Source organism: Heliobacterium mobile (assembly GCF_009720735.1).
In the GTDB taxonomy this organism is placed as follows: domain Bacteria; phylum Bacillota; class Desulfitobacteriia; order Heliobacteriales; family Heliobacteriaceae; genus Heliobacterium; species Heliobacterium mobile.
Genome location: NZ_WNKU01000006.1, coordinates 37,062 through 52,552, shown reverse-complemented (window position 1 = coordinate 52,552; position 15,491 = coordinate 37,062). Strand labels below are relative to the sequence as shown.

The window sequence follows — 15,491 nt, the reverse complement described above, 5'->3', positions numbered from 1 at the left end:
GATGCGATTATTAATGTCGCGTCATTGTCACGGCTGTCTTTATGAGGATCCTCGCTTAATATTGGAGCAGTTCCCGGACTTTCGCCATATCTGTCGTCGGCGGCTGACAGGCGAAATTCTCACAGACGTAGAAGGTCGGCTCGCCTCCGCTGGCCGTCATTTCCCGCACAAAAGGAGCAACCGAAGCGAGTTCCTCATATTCTTTGCCTGCCAGACGGTAGAGAAAAACCGTTTCCGGGGTAAAGACACGGTATAGCGGTTCTAATTCGTGACGGAAGTGCTCCCGGGGACGTTCGGCCACGACGACCACTTCCTTGCCCGGTTGACGGGCGAAAAGCAAGGCCATCAAGGCAAAGGTATACCCGGCAGGCATGGCGCTGATATTTCCAGAAAAGGCTTGCAGCAGTTTCTCAGCCTGGTCCGTAAAATCTTCCCGACCGGTCAGGCGAGCCAGCCGCAGCAGGTTAAGGGCTGAGACAGAGTTGCCGGAAGGGGTAGCCCCGTCGTAGATCTCTTTCGGACGGGTGAGCAGTTCTTCGGCGTCGCTGCCGTAGAAGAAGTAACCACCCTCTTCGGAATCCCAAAATAGGCGGTTTTGCTGCTCTTGCAGTTCCAAGGCCTGCTGGAGCCAGCGGGGGCTGGTATCAGCTTGGTAGAGTTCGATCAACGCCCAGATCATGAATGCATAATCATCGATATATCCGAGATAAGCCGCTTCACCGTCACGATAACGGGCCAGCAGTCGTCCACTTTTGTTGCGAAGCCGCATCCAGATGAAGTCAGCTGCTTTCACGGCGGCCTCTAAATAGGATAGGTCATGGAGGACGCGGTAGCCCGTAGCGAGAGCGGCGATCATGAGCCCGTTCCAAGAAGTGAGGATCTTGTCGTCTTTGTAGGGGTGGACCCGCTTTTCCCGGACCACAAACAACTGTTGCTGCAAATCGGACAAGACCCTTTCCCACGTATCCGGTTCCATCGGTGCCGTATAAGGGCGCTGCTCGGCATCAATGCGGTGGAGGATGTTCTTTCCCTCAAAGTTGCCTTTATCGGTCACATCATACCACTGGCAGAGCAGATTGCCCTGCTGTTCACCGAGAACCTGTGTGATCTCCTGAGGTGTCCAGACATAAAACCTGCCTTCTTCGCCTTCTGAGTCGGCGTCTTCGGCAGAATAGAAGGCTCCTTCCCGAGAGGTCATGTCCCGGAGAATGTAGGAGAAGATCTCCCGGGCCGTTTCGGCGTACTCGTCCCTTTCTGTAATCTGATAGGCTTCCAAATAAGCCAAGGCGAGCAATGCGTTATCATAGAGCATTTTTTCAAAGTGGGGAACGAGCCACTTTTCATCGGTCGAGTAACGGGAAAAGCCGTAACCTAAATGATCGTAGATCCCGCCAGCCCGCATACTACTTAGGGTCTTCTCGACCATGGCAAGGGCCTCATCTTCCTTGGCATACTTCCAATACCGCATCAGAAAGGTCAGGTTATGGGGAGTGGGGAACTTAGGAACGTGACCAAAGCCACCGTAGCGGTCGTCAAAGTTTTTGGAGAGATATTCATAGCCGTTTACCAGCGCTTCTTCGTCTAAGGTGCCTATTTTCCGGTTTTGAACTTCCTCTTGGAGCATGTTGGTTACACGGTTCCCCGCTTCCACCAACTGTCCTCGGTCCTCTTTCCACTTTTCGACGAGCGCTTCCAGGACGTCGAGTAAGCCCGGCATACCGCGACGGCTACGTTTCGGGAAATAAGTCCCGGCGAAGAAGGGCCGCTTGTCCGGAGTCATGATGATCGTCAAGGGCCATCCGCCGTGCCCCGTGATCGCCTGGCAAACGGTCATGTAGATATGGTCCACATCGGGTCGCTCTTCCCGATCGACTTTTACGGAGATGAAATGCTCGTTCAGGTAATTAGCGACTTCTGTATCTTCGAAGGACTCTCGCTCCATGACATGACACCAGTGGCAGGTAGAGTATCCTAGAGATAAAAATACAGGCTTGTCTTCTTGACGGGCTTTCTGGAAGGCTTCTTCTCCCCAGGGATACCAGTCGACGGGGTTGTAAGCGTGTTGGAGGAGGTAGGGGCTTTTTTCGTTCTGAAGACGGTTGGGTTTATGGTCGGTTCCAATGACAGCCATGGGCCTAACCTCCATAGTTCGTTACGTTATAAACGTAGTATACACAATAAACGCTCGCCCATTAGATTTAGGCAAGCGTACAAACTGTATCTTTTTGCTTAATGATGCTTATGACCGCAGGAGACTAGCTCATCTTCTTGGACTTTATCGAGTGTATTCTGCACGAATCGTTGAACAGCCTCCTCAAGACTTGCCGGACTCGTTTTAAATATTTCCATTCCCTTCTGTTTAAGGGTTTTATAGACCCCGCCACCGATACGCACGACGATGACCGCATCTACTTGTTTGGACGAAAACCACAGAGGGAATTCCTCGTGTCTGTTTTGCATAGTCGGAGTCGGGAGGATTTCTTGATTTACGATTTTTCCATCTTCCAACCGAATAAAAGCAAACGACTTGCTATGACCGAAATGGTCGCACACCTGAGCGCCTTCCACAGGTATAGCTAGAATCGACATAGATTTACCGAGCCTCCTTCACTTTTTGCAGCGGAATTTACCAGATTGAACAAAAACAGAATGGCCTTGCCTATCAGGTTCCACAAAAGGTTCGATAAGGGATAGCCGCTGGTTCCGGCGGGGTGGCGTATTCTTCCTGTTCCGGTGAGGGGTCGTAGGGGTTGGAGAGAACATTAACCAGACGCTCCATCACGCAATAATTTTCTTCTTTCACGGCGGTCTCCAATGCCTCTTCTACCCGGTGATTCCGAGGGATTACAGCGGGGTTGCTCTTTTGCATCAACTGATGAGTGGATGGTCTCGATTCTTGCTGCCTGGCTAGTCTCGCCTGCCACAGTTCATGCCATTGAGTAAATTCTGGGGTTCCATAGAGAACTGTATCCTCGGGCTTATCCAAAGTTAAAGCTCGGAAAGTATGGGTATAATCGGCTCGATACTTCTGCATCATTGAAAGCAGGCTTTCAAAAAGGGATTCATCTTGACTCTCTGCAGGAAACATTCCCAGTTTTGCTCTCATGCCCGCAAGCCAATGCTCACGATACTGATTGGCAAAATCTGCGACTGCTTCCTGGGCTATTTGGACAGCCTGTTCCTGGTCCTCATGCAACAGCGGCAATAGGGTTTCGGCAAAACGGGCGAGATTCCACCCGGCGATAGACGGCTGGTTACCGTAGGCATAGCGGCCATGGACGTCAATCGAACTGAATACGGTTGCCGGGTCGTAGGTATCCATAAAGGCACAAGGACCGTAATCAATTGTTTCTCCACTGATGGTCATATTGTCGGTGTTCATCACCCCATGAATAAAACCGACCAATTGCCATTTGGCAATCAGCACCGCCTGACGACGAATCACTTCCTGAAGCAATGAAAGGTAGCGGTTCTCATCGGTCTCGATGTCCGGAAAATGGCGCTCGAGGGCATAATCCGCCAAGACCCGGAGATCGTCGACGGTACCCCAATGGGAAACGTACTGAAAAGTACCAACGCGCAAATGACTAACCGCCACGCGAGTGAGAACGGCACCCGGTAGTTTGGTTTCACGGAGGACTGTCTCGCCCGTTGTCACGACGGCGAGGCTGCGGGTGGTCGCAATACCGAGCGCATGCATCGCTTCACTGATGATGTACTCACGCAGCATCGGTCCCAGTGTTGCCCGACCATCACCTCGCCGAGAGTAAGGGGTTACGCCTGAACCTTTGAGCTGAAGATCAATCCGCTTACCGAGGGGAGTGATCTGCTCGCCCAGCAGTATTGCCCGCCCGTCCCCTAACATCGTAAAATGTCCGAATTGATGGCCTGCATAAGCTTGAGCGAGAGGCAAAGCCTTTTCGGGAACCCGGTTGCCGGCAAACACCGCCACCCCATCTTCACTTTGCAGTGCCTCGACAGGTAAACCCAGTTCAGCTGCCAAGGGAGCATTGAGAATGACTAACTTTGGTGAGCGTACGGGAGTAGGGTTAACCATCGAAAAAAATGACTTTGGCAAGCGGGAATAGCTATTGTCGAAATTCCACCCAGTTTCCAATATAGACTTTCCTTTTGTCATCTTATCTCCTTAGGCTTAGCCCAATTATGACTAGATTTTCCTTACAGTTCGCTTGTTCTGAAATATTCTCCGCTTCGATTCGAGGTTGATTCGACTATTGTTTTTTGTTATATATCGTAGTATACGCAATAATCCTTTCACCAAAAAAATATGGCCGCTCTTTTTGAATCCTTTATTTGGACCATAGCGATGCCATTTTAGCCAATTAGTGAAGTTATTTCCATATCGTCATGCCGAAGATATAACATAATAGTACTCACCAAAAGGGGTAAAAGCAGTAAAGAAGGGCGTAGCACAGTTTCGTGCTCACGCCCTTCTTTTTTCGCTTGAGATTGAAATTTTTGTTTCAATTTGTCGAAATTTCGGAAGGAAAAAGACGAGTCGTCGCGAATTTACCTCTATGAAAACGTTACCACACGGAGGAACCGGCCTTGGCCACGATCAAAGATGTCGCCAAGTTGGCGGGAGTTTCTGTATCGACAGTCTCCCGGGTGCTCAACGGAAGCGGTTACGTCGATAAGACAACAGAAGAACGGGTACTCTCATCTATCCGTTCTCTGAACTATCAGCCAAATCGCATCGCTCGCAGCCTCGTGACACGGAAGACGAAAACCATCGGGTTGATCCTTCCCGATATTACGAACCCCTTTTTCCCGGAAGTCGTACGCGGAGCAGAAGATGAGGCCCACAAACGTGGATATAATATCATCCTGTGTAATTCGGACTGGGACGAAGAAAAAGAACAAGTCTACCTGTCGGTGCTGCAGCAGCAGTGCGTCGATGGAGTGATTCTGGTAGGAACAAAACTGAGTGAATCCTATCTGGCTTCCATAGCTGCCACTTTTCCGCCGATTGTTGTGATTGATCGAACCATTGCGTTAGACATGCACTCCATCAGTTCAAACAACATCCAGGGCGCTTATGTTGCGACAAGTCATCTCCTAGCTCAAGGTTGCCGTATCATCGGCCATATTGCCGGCCCAGAGCAATCTGTTTCAGCTCGCCAGCGGATGCAAGGTTACCGGCAGGCTTTAGATGAAGCAGGGATTCCTTTTTTGCCGGAACTGGTAGTGGGCGGAGATTACCGTATGACCACGGGAAAGGCAGCGGCTGCAGAATTACTGCGCAGAAGCCCCCAGGTAGAAGGAATTTTTTGTGCCAATGACTTGATGGCTATCGGTGCTTTGGAACAGCTTCGGGAAGCTTCCATCAGAGTACCTCGTGATGTCGCTGTCGTCGGCTATGACGGAATTGCGATGAGTCGGTATGTCTACCCGCCCTTGACCACCGTCGTCCAACCTACGTACCGGATGGGGGAAAGGGCCATTCAGCTTCTTTTCGATTCGATTGAGCGGAATCAGCCCGAATTCCAACATATTGAATTGGAACCCCTTTTGGAAATCCGAAAATCCTCGACCAGGAGGGCATGCCATGAAAACGCCTCACGTTCTCGTCATCGGTAGCATCAATATGGACTTGGTTTGCTATTCCGATCGGATTCCCCATGTAGGGGAGACGGTCATGGGAAGTCGATTTACTACCGTTCCAGGAGGCAAAGGCGCCAACCAGGCCATGGCGGCGTCGCGACTTGGGGCGCAAGTGAGCTTTATCGGGGCCGTCGGCAAGGATAGCTACGGACGGGAAATGCTTCAGTATTTCCAAAACAACCGTTTACAGACGACCTACATAAAAGAAGTCGATGATTCAACCGGCGTCGCACTGATTAATGTGGACGCCGCTGGCAACAACCAGATCGTCGTCGTCCCAGGCGCAAACTACAGACTTGGCCCGGCTGACCTGGAGGCTGCTCAGGAAGCCTTTGCCGGGTGTGACGTCGTCGTGCTCCAACTGGAAGTGCCGCTGGAGACCGTAGGAAAAGCCATTGAATTGGGAAAGCGCTTTGGAAAACCAGTGATCCTCAATCCGGCACCAGTCCAGTCTCTTCCAGAAGAATGGCTGTCCCAGGTCGATTACCTGGTCCCGAATGAGCACGAAGCCCTTTTGCTCGGCGGTGAGCCCGAAGATGGTTTTGAAAAGCTGTTTCATAAAATCAACGGAACATTGATCGTTACGTTGGGTGATAAAGGACTCCTCTTTATCGACGAAGAGGGTTCCCGTTCTCAGTCCGCCTTCGAGGTAAAGCCCGTCGATACTACGGCTGCCGGTGACGCATTTGTCGGCGGATTTAGCGTTGCCCTTGCTGAGGGGAGACCGATTTCGGAAGCCTTACGTTTCGCCAGCGCGACAGCGGCCCTGTCTGTCACCCATTCGGGCGCGCAAACGTCACTACCTCATCGAAATGAAGTACTTGAATTTTTGGAGGAACATACATGAAAAAGCAAGGTGTGTTGCACCGGGAACTGGCTGCAATGATCGCAAGCTTAGGTCATGGCGATTTGCTCATCATTGCCGATAGCGGACTGCCTGTGCCTCCCGGTGTCGCTTGTATCGATTTGGCCGTGTCAGAAGGTGTGCCTCCCTTCTTGCCCGTTCTGGATGCCATCCTTTCTGAAATGGTGGTGGAAAGAGCCATCGTTGCAGAAGAACTGCAAGGGAATCACCGGCTCGTCGAGCAAATAACGGAACGACTGACGCCAGTGGAGATTCAAGCCGTATCCCATGAACAATTGAAAGTCCGCAGTCGTCAAGCCCGAGCCATCGTTCGGACAGGGGAATGGACCCCCTACGCCAACATCCTCTTGTATGCCGGCGTGGCTTTTTAGCACCGACCGTCCAAAGGAGGAGAACGTCATGCCGGTAGTGGAGATGCAAGGGATTTGTAAGGAATTTCCCGGTGCGAAAGTTTTGAAGAATGTCAATTTTCAAGTGGGAAAAAGGGAAATTCACGCCCTTTTGGGAGAAAACGGCGCCGGAAAATCGACCCTGATGAAAATCTTGACCGGCATCTACAGCAAGGACAGCGGAGAGATCATCTATCAAGGTCAGCCTGTAACCATCGACGGTCCTAGAAAAGCGGAAGAACTGGGAATCGTCATGATCCACCAAGAATTCAACCTCGTTCCTCAATTGAGCGTAGCGGAAAACATTTTTTTAGGAAACGAAGCGCCATTTACCCGTTTTGGGCAGATCCGTTGGAAGTCTTTGCTGGAAGCGGCTACGGGCTATCTGAAACAGGTTGGGTTGAAAGTCGATCCGAAGACACCGGTCGAAGAATTAAGCGTCGGCGAAAAGCAACTGGTGGAAGTGGCCAAAGCCCTTTCGAAAAAGGCAAAGCTGCTGATCATGGACGAACCGACGGCTGCTTTAACTGAGATTGAAAAAGAAAAGCTTTTCTCGATTATGAACAACTTAGTCGACCATGACGTCTCGATCATCTACATCTCACACCGCATGGAAGAGTTGTTTCAGATCTGCCACCAAGTGACGGTGCTGAGAGATGGCGAATACATCGCTTCTCGTTCCATTGCCGAAACGAATATGGATGAACTCGTGGCCCTCATGGTAGGGCGCCAAGTAGAGGACCGCTTTCCGAAGGTCGCCGCAGCGTTAGGAGAGCAGATCCTGAAGGTAGACAATTTCTGCAACGAGAAGCTAGCCGACGTAAGCATTGAAGTTCGCGCCGGTGAAGTGGTGGGTATCGGGGGACTGATGGGAGCCGGGCGGACAGAACTGGCCCGGGCCATATTCGGCCTCGATGCGGTGAAGGGTCAAATCAAGCTCAACCTCGGCCAGAAGAACCTCCATCGGGGCAGATTCCGACACCCTCAGGAAGCCATTGGCCATGGAATCGCCTTAGTCTCGGAAGATCGAAAAGATGAAGGCCTTGTCCTCATGGGAAGCGTGCTCGAGAACCTGGCCCTGTCGACGCTGGAAAAGCGTTCCCGTTTCGGGATTATCAATCGGCGGCGAGAACGGCAGATGGTGGACAAGCATGTCCAGCGTCTGAAGATCAAAACGGCGTCCGTAACCCAGCCCGTAAGCAGTCTAAGCGGCGGCAACCAGCAGAAAGTGGTCTTCGGTAAATGGCTCGAAACAGAACCGGGCTTACTTATTCTCGACGAACCGACTCGCGGTGTCGACGTGGGGGCCAAGGTAGAAATATACCAACTCATCAATGAACTGGCTGGACGAGGTATCGGCATCTTGCTCATATCGTCAGATTTGCCTGAACTCATGGGCATGAGTGACCGTATCTACGTCATGTACGAAGGCAAAATCACCGGTCACTTCACGAGGGAAACGATCACAGAAGAGAACTTTATGCGCTGTGCGACAGGAGGGGTACGATGAAGAACCTGAAAATATGGATTCAGCGGTATAAAATTGGTCCTTTGATCGGCCTCATCTTGATTTGCATCGGTTTAACGCTCATGTCGGACCGCTTTTTCACCCCGTCAAACTTGATGAACGTAGCCCGCCAGGTTTCCATCAACACCTTACTGGCCGTAGGGATGACCTTTGTCATCCTCACAGGAGGAATTGACCTTTCTGTCGGATCGATCCTAGCTTTTTCTGGTGCATTGGCCGCAGGTGCACTAGCGGTGGGGATGAATCCCTTTGTCGTCGTGATCTACGCTTGTGTCCTCGGTCTACTGGCGGGTACGGTCAATGGCCTCTTTATCGCTTATGGAGGAATAGCGCCCTTTATCGCTACCTTGGGTACGATGACCTTGTTCCGGGGAGCTACCCTGATTTATACGGAAGGCCGTCCGATTCGCGCCGTTGAGGAAACCTTCAGCAACTTAGGCGGCGGCTATGTAGGCCCCATTCCCACCCCGGTCATCATCATGGCTGCGGTAGTCATCTTAGCCTGGTTTATTCTAACCCGGATGACGATCGGCCGGCGTGTCTTTGCCATCGGGGGAAATGAAGATGCCGCCATCTTCAGCGGCATCAAAACAAACCTCTACAAAGTTCTGGTTTATGGAATCAGCGGGTTGCTGGCTGGGCTCGCTGGCGCTATCTTGACATCGCGTCTCATGTCGGCTCAACCGACGGCAGGTACCGGCTATGAGTTGGACGCGATTGCAGCGGTTGTTTTGGGGGGGACAAGCCTCTCCGGGGGGGCAGGCGGCGTGCTTGGCACCCTGGTTGGTGCCCTGATCATCGGGGTACTCGACAACGGCTTGAATATATTAAATGTTTCTTCCTTTTATCAGCAAGCGGTGAAAGGCATCGTGATTTTGATCGCGGTACTGCTAGACCGCCGAAAAGCTGCGAGGGGGTGAGGTGGACCGGTAACGGTACATAGGAGAGCAGGGGTACAGAGGACCCCCTATGGGGACCCAAAGATCTATTCCTATTCGAACAGTCTAGAACCTGCTCTGCAAAAGCCTTGACATCATCGTGAACAAGCTTGAGTATCCAAAAAACAAAATTAGCGGAGGGAATCAGGAATGAAACGTATCTGGAAATTAGCTGCCTTAGTGGCCATGGCCCTGTTCATGGTCAGCGTAGTCACTGGTTGCGGAAGTTCGCCGAAAGCAGAACAAAAACCGGCTGCCGACGCCGAAAAGAAATTGACGGTTGGTCTCGCCTTGTCCACATTGAACAACCCCTTTTTCGTCGACATGCGTGACGGCGCCCAAGCCTATGCCGACAAGATCGGAGCGAAGCTGGTTGTCGTAGACGCACAAGACAACGCCTCGAAACAAGTCTCTCAGGTGGAAGACCTGATCCAGCAAAAAGTCGACATCATCTTGTTAAACCCCACAGACAGTGATGGTTTGGTCACGGCTGTCAAAGACGCCAACAAAGCCAACATTCCGGTTGTCACTCTTGACCGCAGTGTCAGCGATGGTACCGTTGTCTCTCATATCGCCTCTGATAACGTAGCCGGCGGCAAACTGGCCGGTGAATTCATCGCCAAAAAACTGAACAACAAAGGTAAAGCGGTAGAACTTGAAGGGATTGCCGGAACCTCTGCAGCTCGCGATCGCGGCCAAGGTTTCCATGCTGTCATCGACACCCAAAAAGATATCAAAGTTGTCGCTAAGCAGCCGGCCGATTTTAACCGCTCCAAAGGGATGACCGTTATGGAAAACATCCTGCAGAGCCAGCCCGATGTCCAAGCTGTCTTCGCGCATAACGATGAAATGGCTCTCGGCGCTCTCCAAGCGCTGCAAGCTGCCAAAAAAGACGTGATCGTCGTTGGTTTTGACGGCGGCGCCGATGCGGTTAAAGCCGTTCAAGACGGAAAAATGGCCGCCACCGTCGCCCAACAGCCGAAACTCATCGGAGAGATTGGTGTAAAAACAGCCGAAAAAGTAGTGAAAAAAGAAAAAGTGGAAGCCAAAATTCCTGTCGACCTGAAACTGGTTACGAAACAGTAGGATCGCTGCAAGGGAAACTACACATAGCGTCTGATGTTGCTTTTAGACCGTGAGCTATTGCGTGCTCACGGTCTTTTTATGTCTATAGGAAGCGACTTTTGCTACCGATTTCCCGTGTAACAGAAAAAAATCTATATTGGGATATCTCTGAATTCAAGAGAAGAACAATTTACCAATGATGAAAATGAACAGAAAAAATGTATTGGAAACCACCCATAAATCCGTTACTATTTTTGAGAGACGAAATGTCGGTCTCCTTTGGTAGAGATAGAGATAAAGACTAGTTTATGCAAAAAGGAGTCAATATAGTGGCAATCCCTCGAAAACGTCGGAAAAAATCGATGAAAGTCTTACTCATTGGCCTAGGCGTCTTCGTTGTCGGTTTTGGCCTGGCCGTAGGCTATCGCAACTTTGAAGGAATCGCCGAATCACCGAATCCAGTAAACGGAGAAAGCTGGAGCGTCGGCGATGAAGTGCCGCCGGAAGTGTTTGCAAAAGCAGAATCGTTAAGTGCCGGAAAAAAGCTCGATATTGTACCTGGCCAGACCATGTTCTTCAGCAATGTGCCGGAAATGGTGAAGGAACCGGGCATCATGACGCGAGTCGATAACTGTCTATCAAAAAGCGGCGATGTGCGGCTACTATACTCCCACTTTAATCTACTCATCGACTACAGTGGGAAAAATATCCGAAATGTACCGGCCCAGATGGGCGTCGCCATCGTCAACCGCACCCAACGAGTTGTCGATGTCTACTATAAACGCTTGGCCAACGGGATCAGTCGAAAACTCGACGGAACACGCATCTATGAGGATGACCTGGCCCCCATGAAACCGGGCGAAACGATTCCCGTATACTATGGAACCCAACTGGGGAATGTGGTTTTTGCCAACTACCTTAAGCAAAATCCCCAAGAGCAGTTATGGAGCAGCCTTAAGCCCGGTGAGAAATCATGGATTTACGATAAGGTGGGGATCCATGGATGGGCGATTATGATGGGAGATTTTGTTTTTCGCGACCACGCCACGGGACAGTTGTTGACCCTCGACAATATCCGAGCAGGTGAAGCCATAGGCATCCGCAGTTTTGTCGCCCCCATCGGGGAGGATTTGGATGCTTTCTATCAAGCCAATGACAAACCGAACTCGATCCTGAATCAAGCTCCTGAAGAAGCCTTCCATATGCGGGGATTGATCACCGACGGAATCACCCGAAAGATGACGTTGCCCTATAACAGCCAAAAGGATGGCTTAAAAACGCTGACCTTAAACTCAGCCTTGGACGCACAAGCCGTCGATCCCTCGCTACCCGGATTTGAGCCGGCCAAGTTTCAGAATGACCTGACGAGCGGGACCGATGAGTACGGCAGCAAAAATTCCAAAGGTCAAATTCAACCGCTGCCGGTACAGAACAATGGTTCTTACGGAGCGATGTATGAAGTCACTCTTAACATTACGGGACCCACGGCGATCGCGATTCAAGGGAGTGCTCCCCACAGTCCTGGTCTCGCTTACGTCGACCTGTATAATCAATTTATCACGGCCGGACTCGATTCCGATCCGGAGAACGTAAGAACGGTGCGCCTCGTCGATCCAAATTACTTCGAATACTACAGCCACCCGCAAAAGCTCCGTCCGTTAGGATATGGTAGCGTGTTCTATGTCTTGCCGGAGAAGGGAAGACATACGCATACTTTACATATTGGGCTTGCACCGAATTCCTATGCGCCTTTTAAGGTTGTTCTGATGCCCCTGAATAAATAGGTAAGAATGCTTCTTTTTGCGAGGGCGATCCATGAGTATTATCGTGGAACGCTTTTTTCTTTTGTACAGAAAAGTAAAATCCCTTAGGGAGATTAATCATGCTAAGCTATTAAGCGAGTGAAATTTAAGGTTCGACGATATAAGGGTTTGCTGCTATCCATGCCATATAAAGGAAAGATAAAAGGGGGGGCTGCGAGGTACCCTAACGAGAGGATTGAAAGATTGGATATATAAGGGGAGGTCATCATGGGAGTTTTTGATGGATTCAGAGAAGATGAAAATCGAGAGTTAGAAAATACCATCGAAAGCGAGACGGCAGAACAAGGGACCCTGCATCTTCGAAAAGAGGAGCTCGATATCGCCAAAGACAGGGTTCCTGCGGGAGAAGTGAGACTGCGGAAAGAAGTCGTCGAAGAAAATAAAGTGGTCGAAGTACCGGTTGCCCATGAGGAAGTCTTTATCGAGCAGCGAGCCGTCAATGAACCGAGCGACTCACCCATCATGGGTAACGAAGAGATCATTCGCATACCCGTCACTGAAGAACAGGTGGAAGTCGGTAAACACACGGTAGTGACCGGGGAAGTTTCAGCTTATAAGCGTGAAGTTGAAAATACCAGACAGATCGAAGAAACCCTCAAAAAGGAAGAGGCCCGCATAGAACGAGAAGGGGATGTCGATATCATCTCCGGCGAGACCGATCACCAACTCCATTAAAGAAAATACCAAAGAATAACAAGGCGCCTCGTCAAACCGGAAGAGGGGTTGGCGAGGCGTTCGTCAGTGTAACTTTTCCCTTTAAACTTATGGAGGATTATTGCCCATGAACGTAGAGGTTGGACAGAAAAAGACCACATACGTAGTAAACGGAATAGTGGGAGGTGTCATCACCGGAGCCTTAGTCGGCGGGATTTTGGCGATCTTCGGCGGCTCTGCGATCATCGGGATTTCCGTGATCGCAGGGGGAATCCTAGGTGCCGTCATCGGATTATATAAATATCGAACGCTAAGCCATGAACATAGGCCCAATGTACCGAACTCAAAAATGCAACTGCGAGAAGAGCAGTTGCATATCGACAAGCGACGGGTTCAAAGGGGAGAAGTAACCGTTCACAAAGAGGTTGTGACAGAAAACAAAAATATTGTCGTGCCTGTCCTTCGAGAAGAACTGGTCGTCGAAAAGAAAGATCTTGATGCCTCTATGGATGGAGATGAACCTTCGGAACCTATACGGATTCCGCTTCGGGAAGAGCGGATTGAGGTCATCAAGCATCCTATGCTAGTAAACGAAGTAGAAGTCTACAAACGGCAAGTTCAAGAGAATAAAGCCATACAGGAGACCCTAAAAAAAGAAAAACTTCACATAGGAAACCCCAAAAAGGTGAGAGTGTTCAAAAAATGAACCTGTCGCGGTGCAGCCCTTCAACAGAGACACTTAGGTAAGGGCACTTTGAAAGAGAAATAGCTTCCTTTATTGAGGGAGCTTTTTACATTCAGTTCTCCACCCATCAGGTGTACCAAGCGCTGAGATATGGACAAACCTAAACCGGTACCGCTATAGCGACGGGTGGTAGAACTATCGGCTTGGGTAAAGGGATCAAAAATGATACCCAGTTTTTCTTCGGCGATGCCGATCCCCGTATCAGCGACAGAAAACTCGATGCCATCACTGTCATCTGTCCCGTTTAGTTTGGGGCTATTTTTGACAACGAGCTTCACCGAGCCTTGTTCGGTAAACTTGACGGCATTTTCCAGCAAGTTAAGTAAGACTTGGCGAAGCCGCAATGGATCTCCTTGAACGACGACGGGCAAATCGGAGGCCACTTCCAAGTGCAATTCCAGTCCTTTTTCTTTCGCCTTCGGTGAAATATAATGGATCGCTAGTTCGGCTATTTCACGCAGGGTAAAAGGAACGGAGTCGAGGATCAACTTTCCGGACTCGATTTTAGAGAAATCGAGGATATCGTTGAGGAGGGACAGCAATACCTGAGACGAATCAAAGACCATTTTCGCATAACTCTGCTGGGTGGAGTTTAACTCACTGCTGAGCAGCAAATCGATCATCCCGAGAATCCCGTTCATCGGTGTGCGAAGCTCGTGGCTCATAATCGTCAAAAATTCACTTTTAGCACGGTTTGCTTGTTCGGCGAGCTCCTTTGCTTTCTCAAGCTCCTCAGAGGCTTTCTGTATCTCTGTAATGTCCGTAATGACACCGATCAACCCATCAAGGCGGCCCTCGCTGTTATTTAAGGGGGTGATGATATAGTCAAAAATAAATCCGCCGATATTTACAATGCCCCGTACGTCGAGACCTTTTAGTGCAGTATTTATTTTTCCTAAAAAATCGGGATGATCTTGGTAGATTTCGAAAACAGAAGACCCTACATATTGACCGGGATGAAGGCCGATCTTATACAAGCCGCGGCCTTCGAAAAGTTGAAAGATGCCCAGTTTGTCGATTTGAAATATAATTGCATCTAAATTGGTTACAACCGTTCGAAGACGTTCTTCCCCTGCGGTGACGGCGGCTTGATACTGAACGGTCTCGGTAATGTCCTCGGCGATACCGGCAGTCCGAGTTTCCTGACCGTCTTCGCAGTTGACCGGGAACGAACGGGACCAGAGGTAGCGGATGGTGCCGTCGTGACGTATAATTCGGTATTTAATATTCATAAGACCATTACCGAAACGCCGCACCGCCTCCATGACATGGGGGAGATCGTCGGGATGGACAAAACTCAGAAAGCCGTTCGGGTTTTCGTAGAGCCACTGGCGGCTCACTCCAAAAATTTTTTCAAAAGCGGGACTGATATAGAGTGTCTTTTCACGACTCCGCAACCAAAAGACTTGTACTAGGTTTTCGGCCAATTGACGGAAGTTATTTTCACTCTCTTTGATTCGCTTCTCTGACCGTTTCGTTTCGCTAATATCACGCAGTTCCAACAGGGCTACACTATCGGACAGAGGAATCAGACGGACTTCGTAAATACGGTCGCCAATATGTTCTTGCGAAGAAGGTAAGGTAAGCGGGTATTCGAGCCGTTGCAGATTTTTCGTACGGAAAGCCTCCGCTAGAGACTGTCTTAGGGGTATGCAAAGATTTTTAGGGAGGAAGGCCTCTAAAGGTTGCCTGTAGTAGCCTGGTGGTTTGGACGAACTCCCTGTGGAATCGGTAATACAGTCCAAGATCATCCCGTCTTTATTAATTTTAAAAATTAATTCGGACAGACCGATGAAAAGGCATTCACATTCGCTCATGGCCGCACTCCGCCCATATTATCTATAATCCTCAGACATCTT

The 15,491-nt window shown here is 50.1% G+C and carries 13 protein-coding genes; 9 read left to right on the top strand and 4 right to left on the bottom strand.

The genetic code is table 11. From position 1 onward, the window contains the following. Positions 1-55 precede the first annotated feature (55 nt). The 3 genes from GJ688_RS07145 to GJ688_RS07135 all read right to left on the bottom strand — a co-directional run bounded on the left by GJ688_RS07145 (position 56) and on the right by GJ688_RS07135 (position 4,138). Positions 56-2,131: a thioredoxin domain-containing protein gene (locus GJ688_RS07145; protein WP_155475863.1), complete on the bottom strand. Its 2,076-nt coding sequence runs from the start codon at positions 2,129-2,131 to the stop codon at positions 56-58. A gap of 98 nt (positions 2,132-2,229) precedes the next feature. Beyond that, entirely contained in the window at positions 2,230-2,589 is a 360-nt protein-coding gene (locus GJ688_RS07140; protein WP_155475862.1) for a NifB/NifX family molybdenum-iron cluster-binding protein, read from the bottom strand. Between the two features lie 73 nt (positions 2,590-2,662). Continuing rightward, entirely contained in the window at positions 2,663-4,138 is a 1,476-nt protein-coding gene (locus tag GJ688_RS07135; RefSeq protein WP_155475861.1) for a protein adenylyltransferase SelO, read from the bottom strand. 431 nt (positions 4,139-4,569) lie between these two features. Here GJ688_RS07135 and GJ688_RS07130 point away from each other — a divergent pair, with 431 nt between their 5' ends. The 9 genes from GJ688_RS07130 (at position 4,570) to GJ688_RS20590 (ending at position 13,593) form a co-directional block, all read left to right on the top strand. Next, entirely contained in the window at positions 4,570-5,601 is a 1,032-nt protein-coding gene (locus GJ688_RS07130) for a LacI family DNA-binding transcriptional regulator (protein ID WP_155475860.1), read from the top strand. Then, on the top strand, positions 5,570-6,472 hold the full coding sequence (gene rbsK, locus GJ688_RS07125; RefSeq protein ID WP_155475859.1) for a ribokinase: 903 nt from the start codon (positions 5,570-5,572) through the stop codon (positions 6,470-6,472). Before GJ688_RS07130 ends, rbsK begins: the two co-directional genes overlap by 32 nt. Beyond that, positions 6,469-6,861 carry a D-ribose pyranase gene (gene rbsD, locus GJ688_RS07120; RefSeq protein ID WP_155475858.1) on the top strand — a complete coding sequence of 131 codons (393 nt, stop codon included), beginning with the start codon at positions 6,469-6,471 and terminating at the stop codon, positions 6,859-6,861. Before rbsK ends, rbsD begins: the two co-directional genes overlap by 4 nt. Before the next feature lie 28 nt (positions 6,862-6,889). Beyond that, positions 6,890-8,389, top strand: a complete 1,500-nt coding sequence (locus GJ688_RS07115; protein ID WP_155475857.1) for a sugar ABC transporter ATP-binding protein — start codon at positions 6,890-6,892, stop codon at positions 8,387-8,389. Beyond that, positions 8,386-9,327, top strand: coding sequence for an ABC transporter permease (locus tag GJ688_RS07110; RefSeq protein WP_155475856.1), 942 nt, complete (start codon positions 8,386-8,388; stop codon positions 9,325-9,327). The genes GJ688_RS07115 and GJ688_RS07110 overlap by 4 nt, the downstream gene beginning before the upstream one ends. Positions 9,328-9,495: 168 nt before the next feature. After that, positions 9,496-10,431: a ribose ABC transporter substrate-binding protein RbsB gene (rbsB, locus tag GJ688_RS07105; protein ID WP_155475855.1), complete on the top strand. Its 936-nt coding sequence runs from the start codon at positions 9,496-9,498 to the stop codon at positions 10,429-10,431. A 308-nt stretch (positions 10,432-10,739) separates the two neighbouring features. Further along, entirely contained in the window at positions 10,740-12,194 is a 1,455-nt protein-coding gene (locus GJ688_RS07100) for a hypothetical protein (protein WP_155475854.1), read from the top strand. 246 nt (positions 12,195-12,440) lie between these two features. Beyond that, positions 12,441-12,908, top strand: a complete 468-nt coding sequence (locus GJ688_RS07095; protein WP_155475853.1) for a YsnF/AvaK domain-containing protein — start codon at positions 12,441-12,443, stop codon at positions 12,906-12,908. 106 nt (positions 12,909-13,014) lie between these two features. Beyond that, positions 13,015-13,593: a YsnF/AvaK domain-containing protein gene (locus tag GJ688_RS20590; RefSeq protein ID WP_235910831.1), complete on the top strand. Its 579-nt coding sequence runs from the start codon at positions 13,015-13,017 to the stop codon at positions 13,591-13,593. Positions 13,594-13,613: 20 nt separating this feature from the next. Here GJ688_RS20590 and GJ688_RS07085 read toward each other — a convergent pair whose 3' ends face one another. Next, positions 13,614-15,449: an ATP-binding protein gene (locus GJ688_RS07085; RefSeq protein WP_155475852.1), complete on the bottom strand. Its 1,836-nt coding sequence runs from the start codon at positions 15,447-15,449 to the stop codon at positions 13,614-13,616. Between the last annotated feature and the right edge of the window lie 42 nt (positions 15,450-15,491).

Excerpts from the sequence above, each read along its gene's own strand:
- GJ688_RS07110 (WP_155475856.1), top strand. The coding sequence starts at position 8,386 with ATGAAGAACCTGAAAATATGGATTCAGCGGTATAAAATTGGTCCTTTG.
- GJ688_RS07115 (WP_155475857.1), top strand. The coding sequence starts at position 6,890 with ATGCCGGTAGTGGAGATGCAAGGGATTTGTAAGGAATTTCCCGGTGCG.
- GJ688_RS07085 (WP_155475852.1), bottom strand. The coding sequence starts at position 15,449 with ATGAGCGAATGTGAATGCCTTTTCATCGGTCTGTCCGAATTAATTTTT.
- rbsK (WP_155475859.1), top strand. The coding sequence starts at position 5,570 with ATGAAAACGCCTCACGTTCTCGTCATCGGTAGCATCAATATGGACTTG.
- rbsB (WP_155475855.1), top strand. The coding sequence starts at position 9,496 with ATGAAACGTATCTGGAAATTAGCTGCCTTAGTGGCCATGGCCCTGTTC.
- GJ688_RS07135 (WP_155475861.1), bottom strand. The coding sequence starts at position 4,138 with ATGACAAAAGGAAAGTCTATATTGGAAACTGGGTGGAATTTCGACAAT.
- GJ688_RS07145 (WP_155475863.1), bottom strand. The coding sequence starts at position 2,131 with ATGGCTGTCATTGGAACCGACCATAAACCCAACCGTCTTCAGAACGAA.
- rbsD (WP_155475858.1), top strand. The coding sequence starts at position 6,469 with ATGAAAAAGCAAGGTGTGTTGCACCGGGAACTGGCTGCAATGATCGCA.
- GJ688_RS07140 (WP_155475862.1), bottom strand. The coding sequence starts at position 2,589 with ATGTCGATTCTAGCTATACCTGTGGAAGGCGCTCAGGTGTGCGACCAT.
- GJ688_RS20590 (WP_235910831.1), top strand. The coding sequence starts at position 13,015 with ATGAACGTAGAGGTTGGACAGAAAAAGACCACATACGTAGTAAACGGA.
- GJ688_RS07095 (WP_155475853.1), top strand. The coding sequence starts at position 12,441 with ATGGGAGTTTTTGATGGATTCAGAGAAGATGAAAATCGAGAGTTAGAA.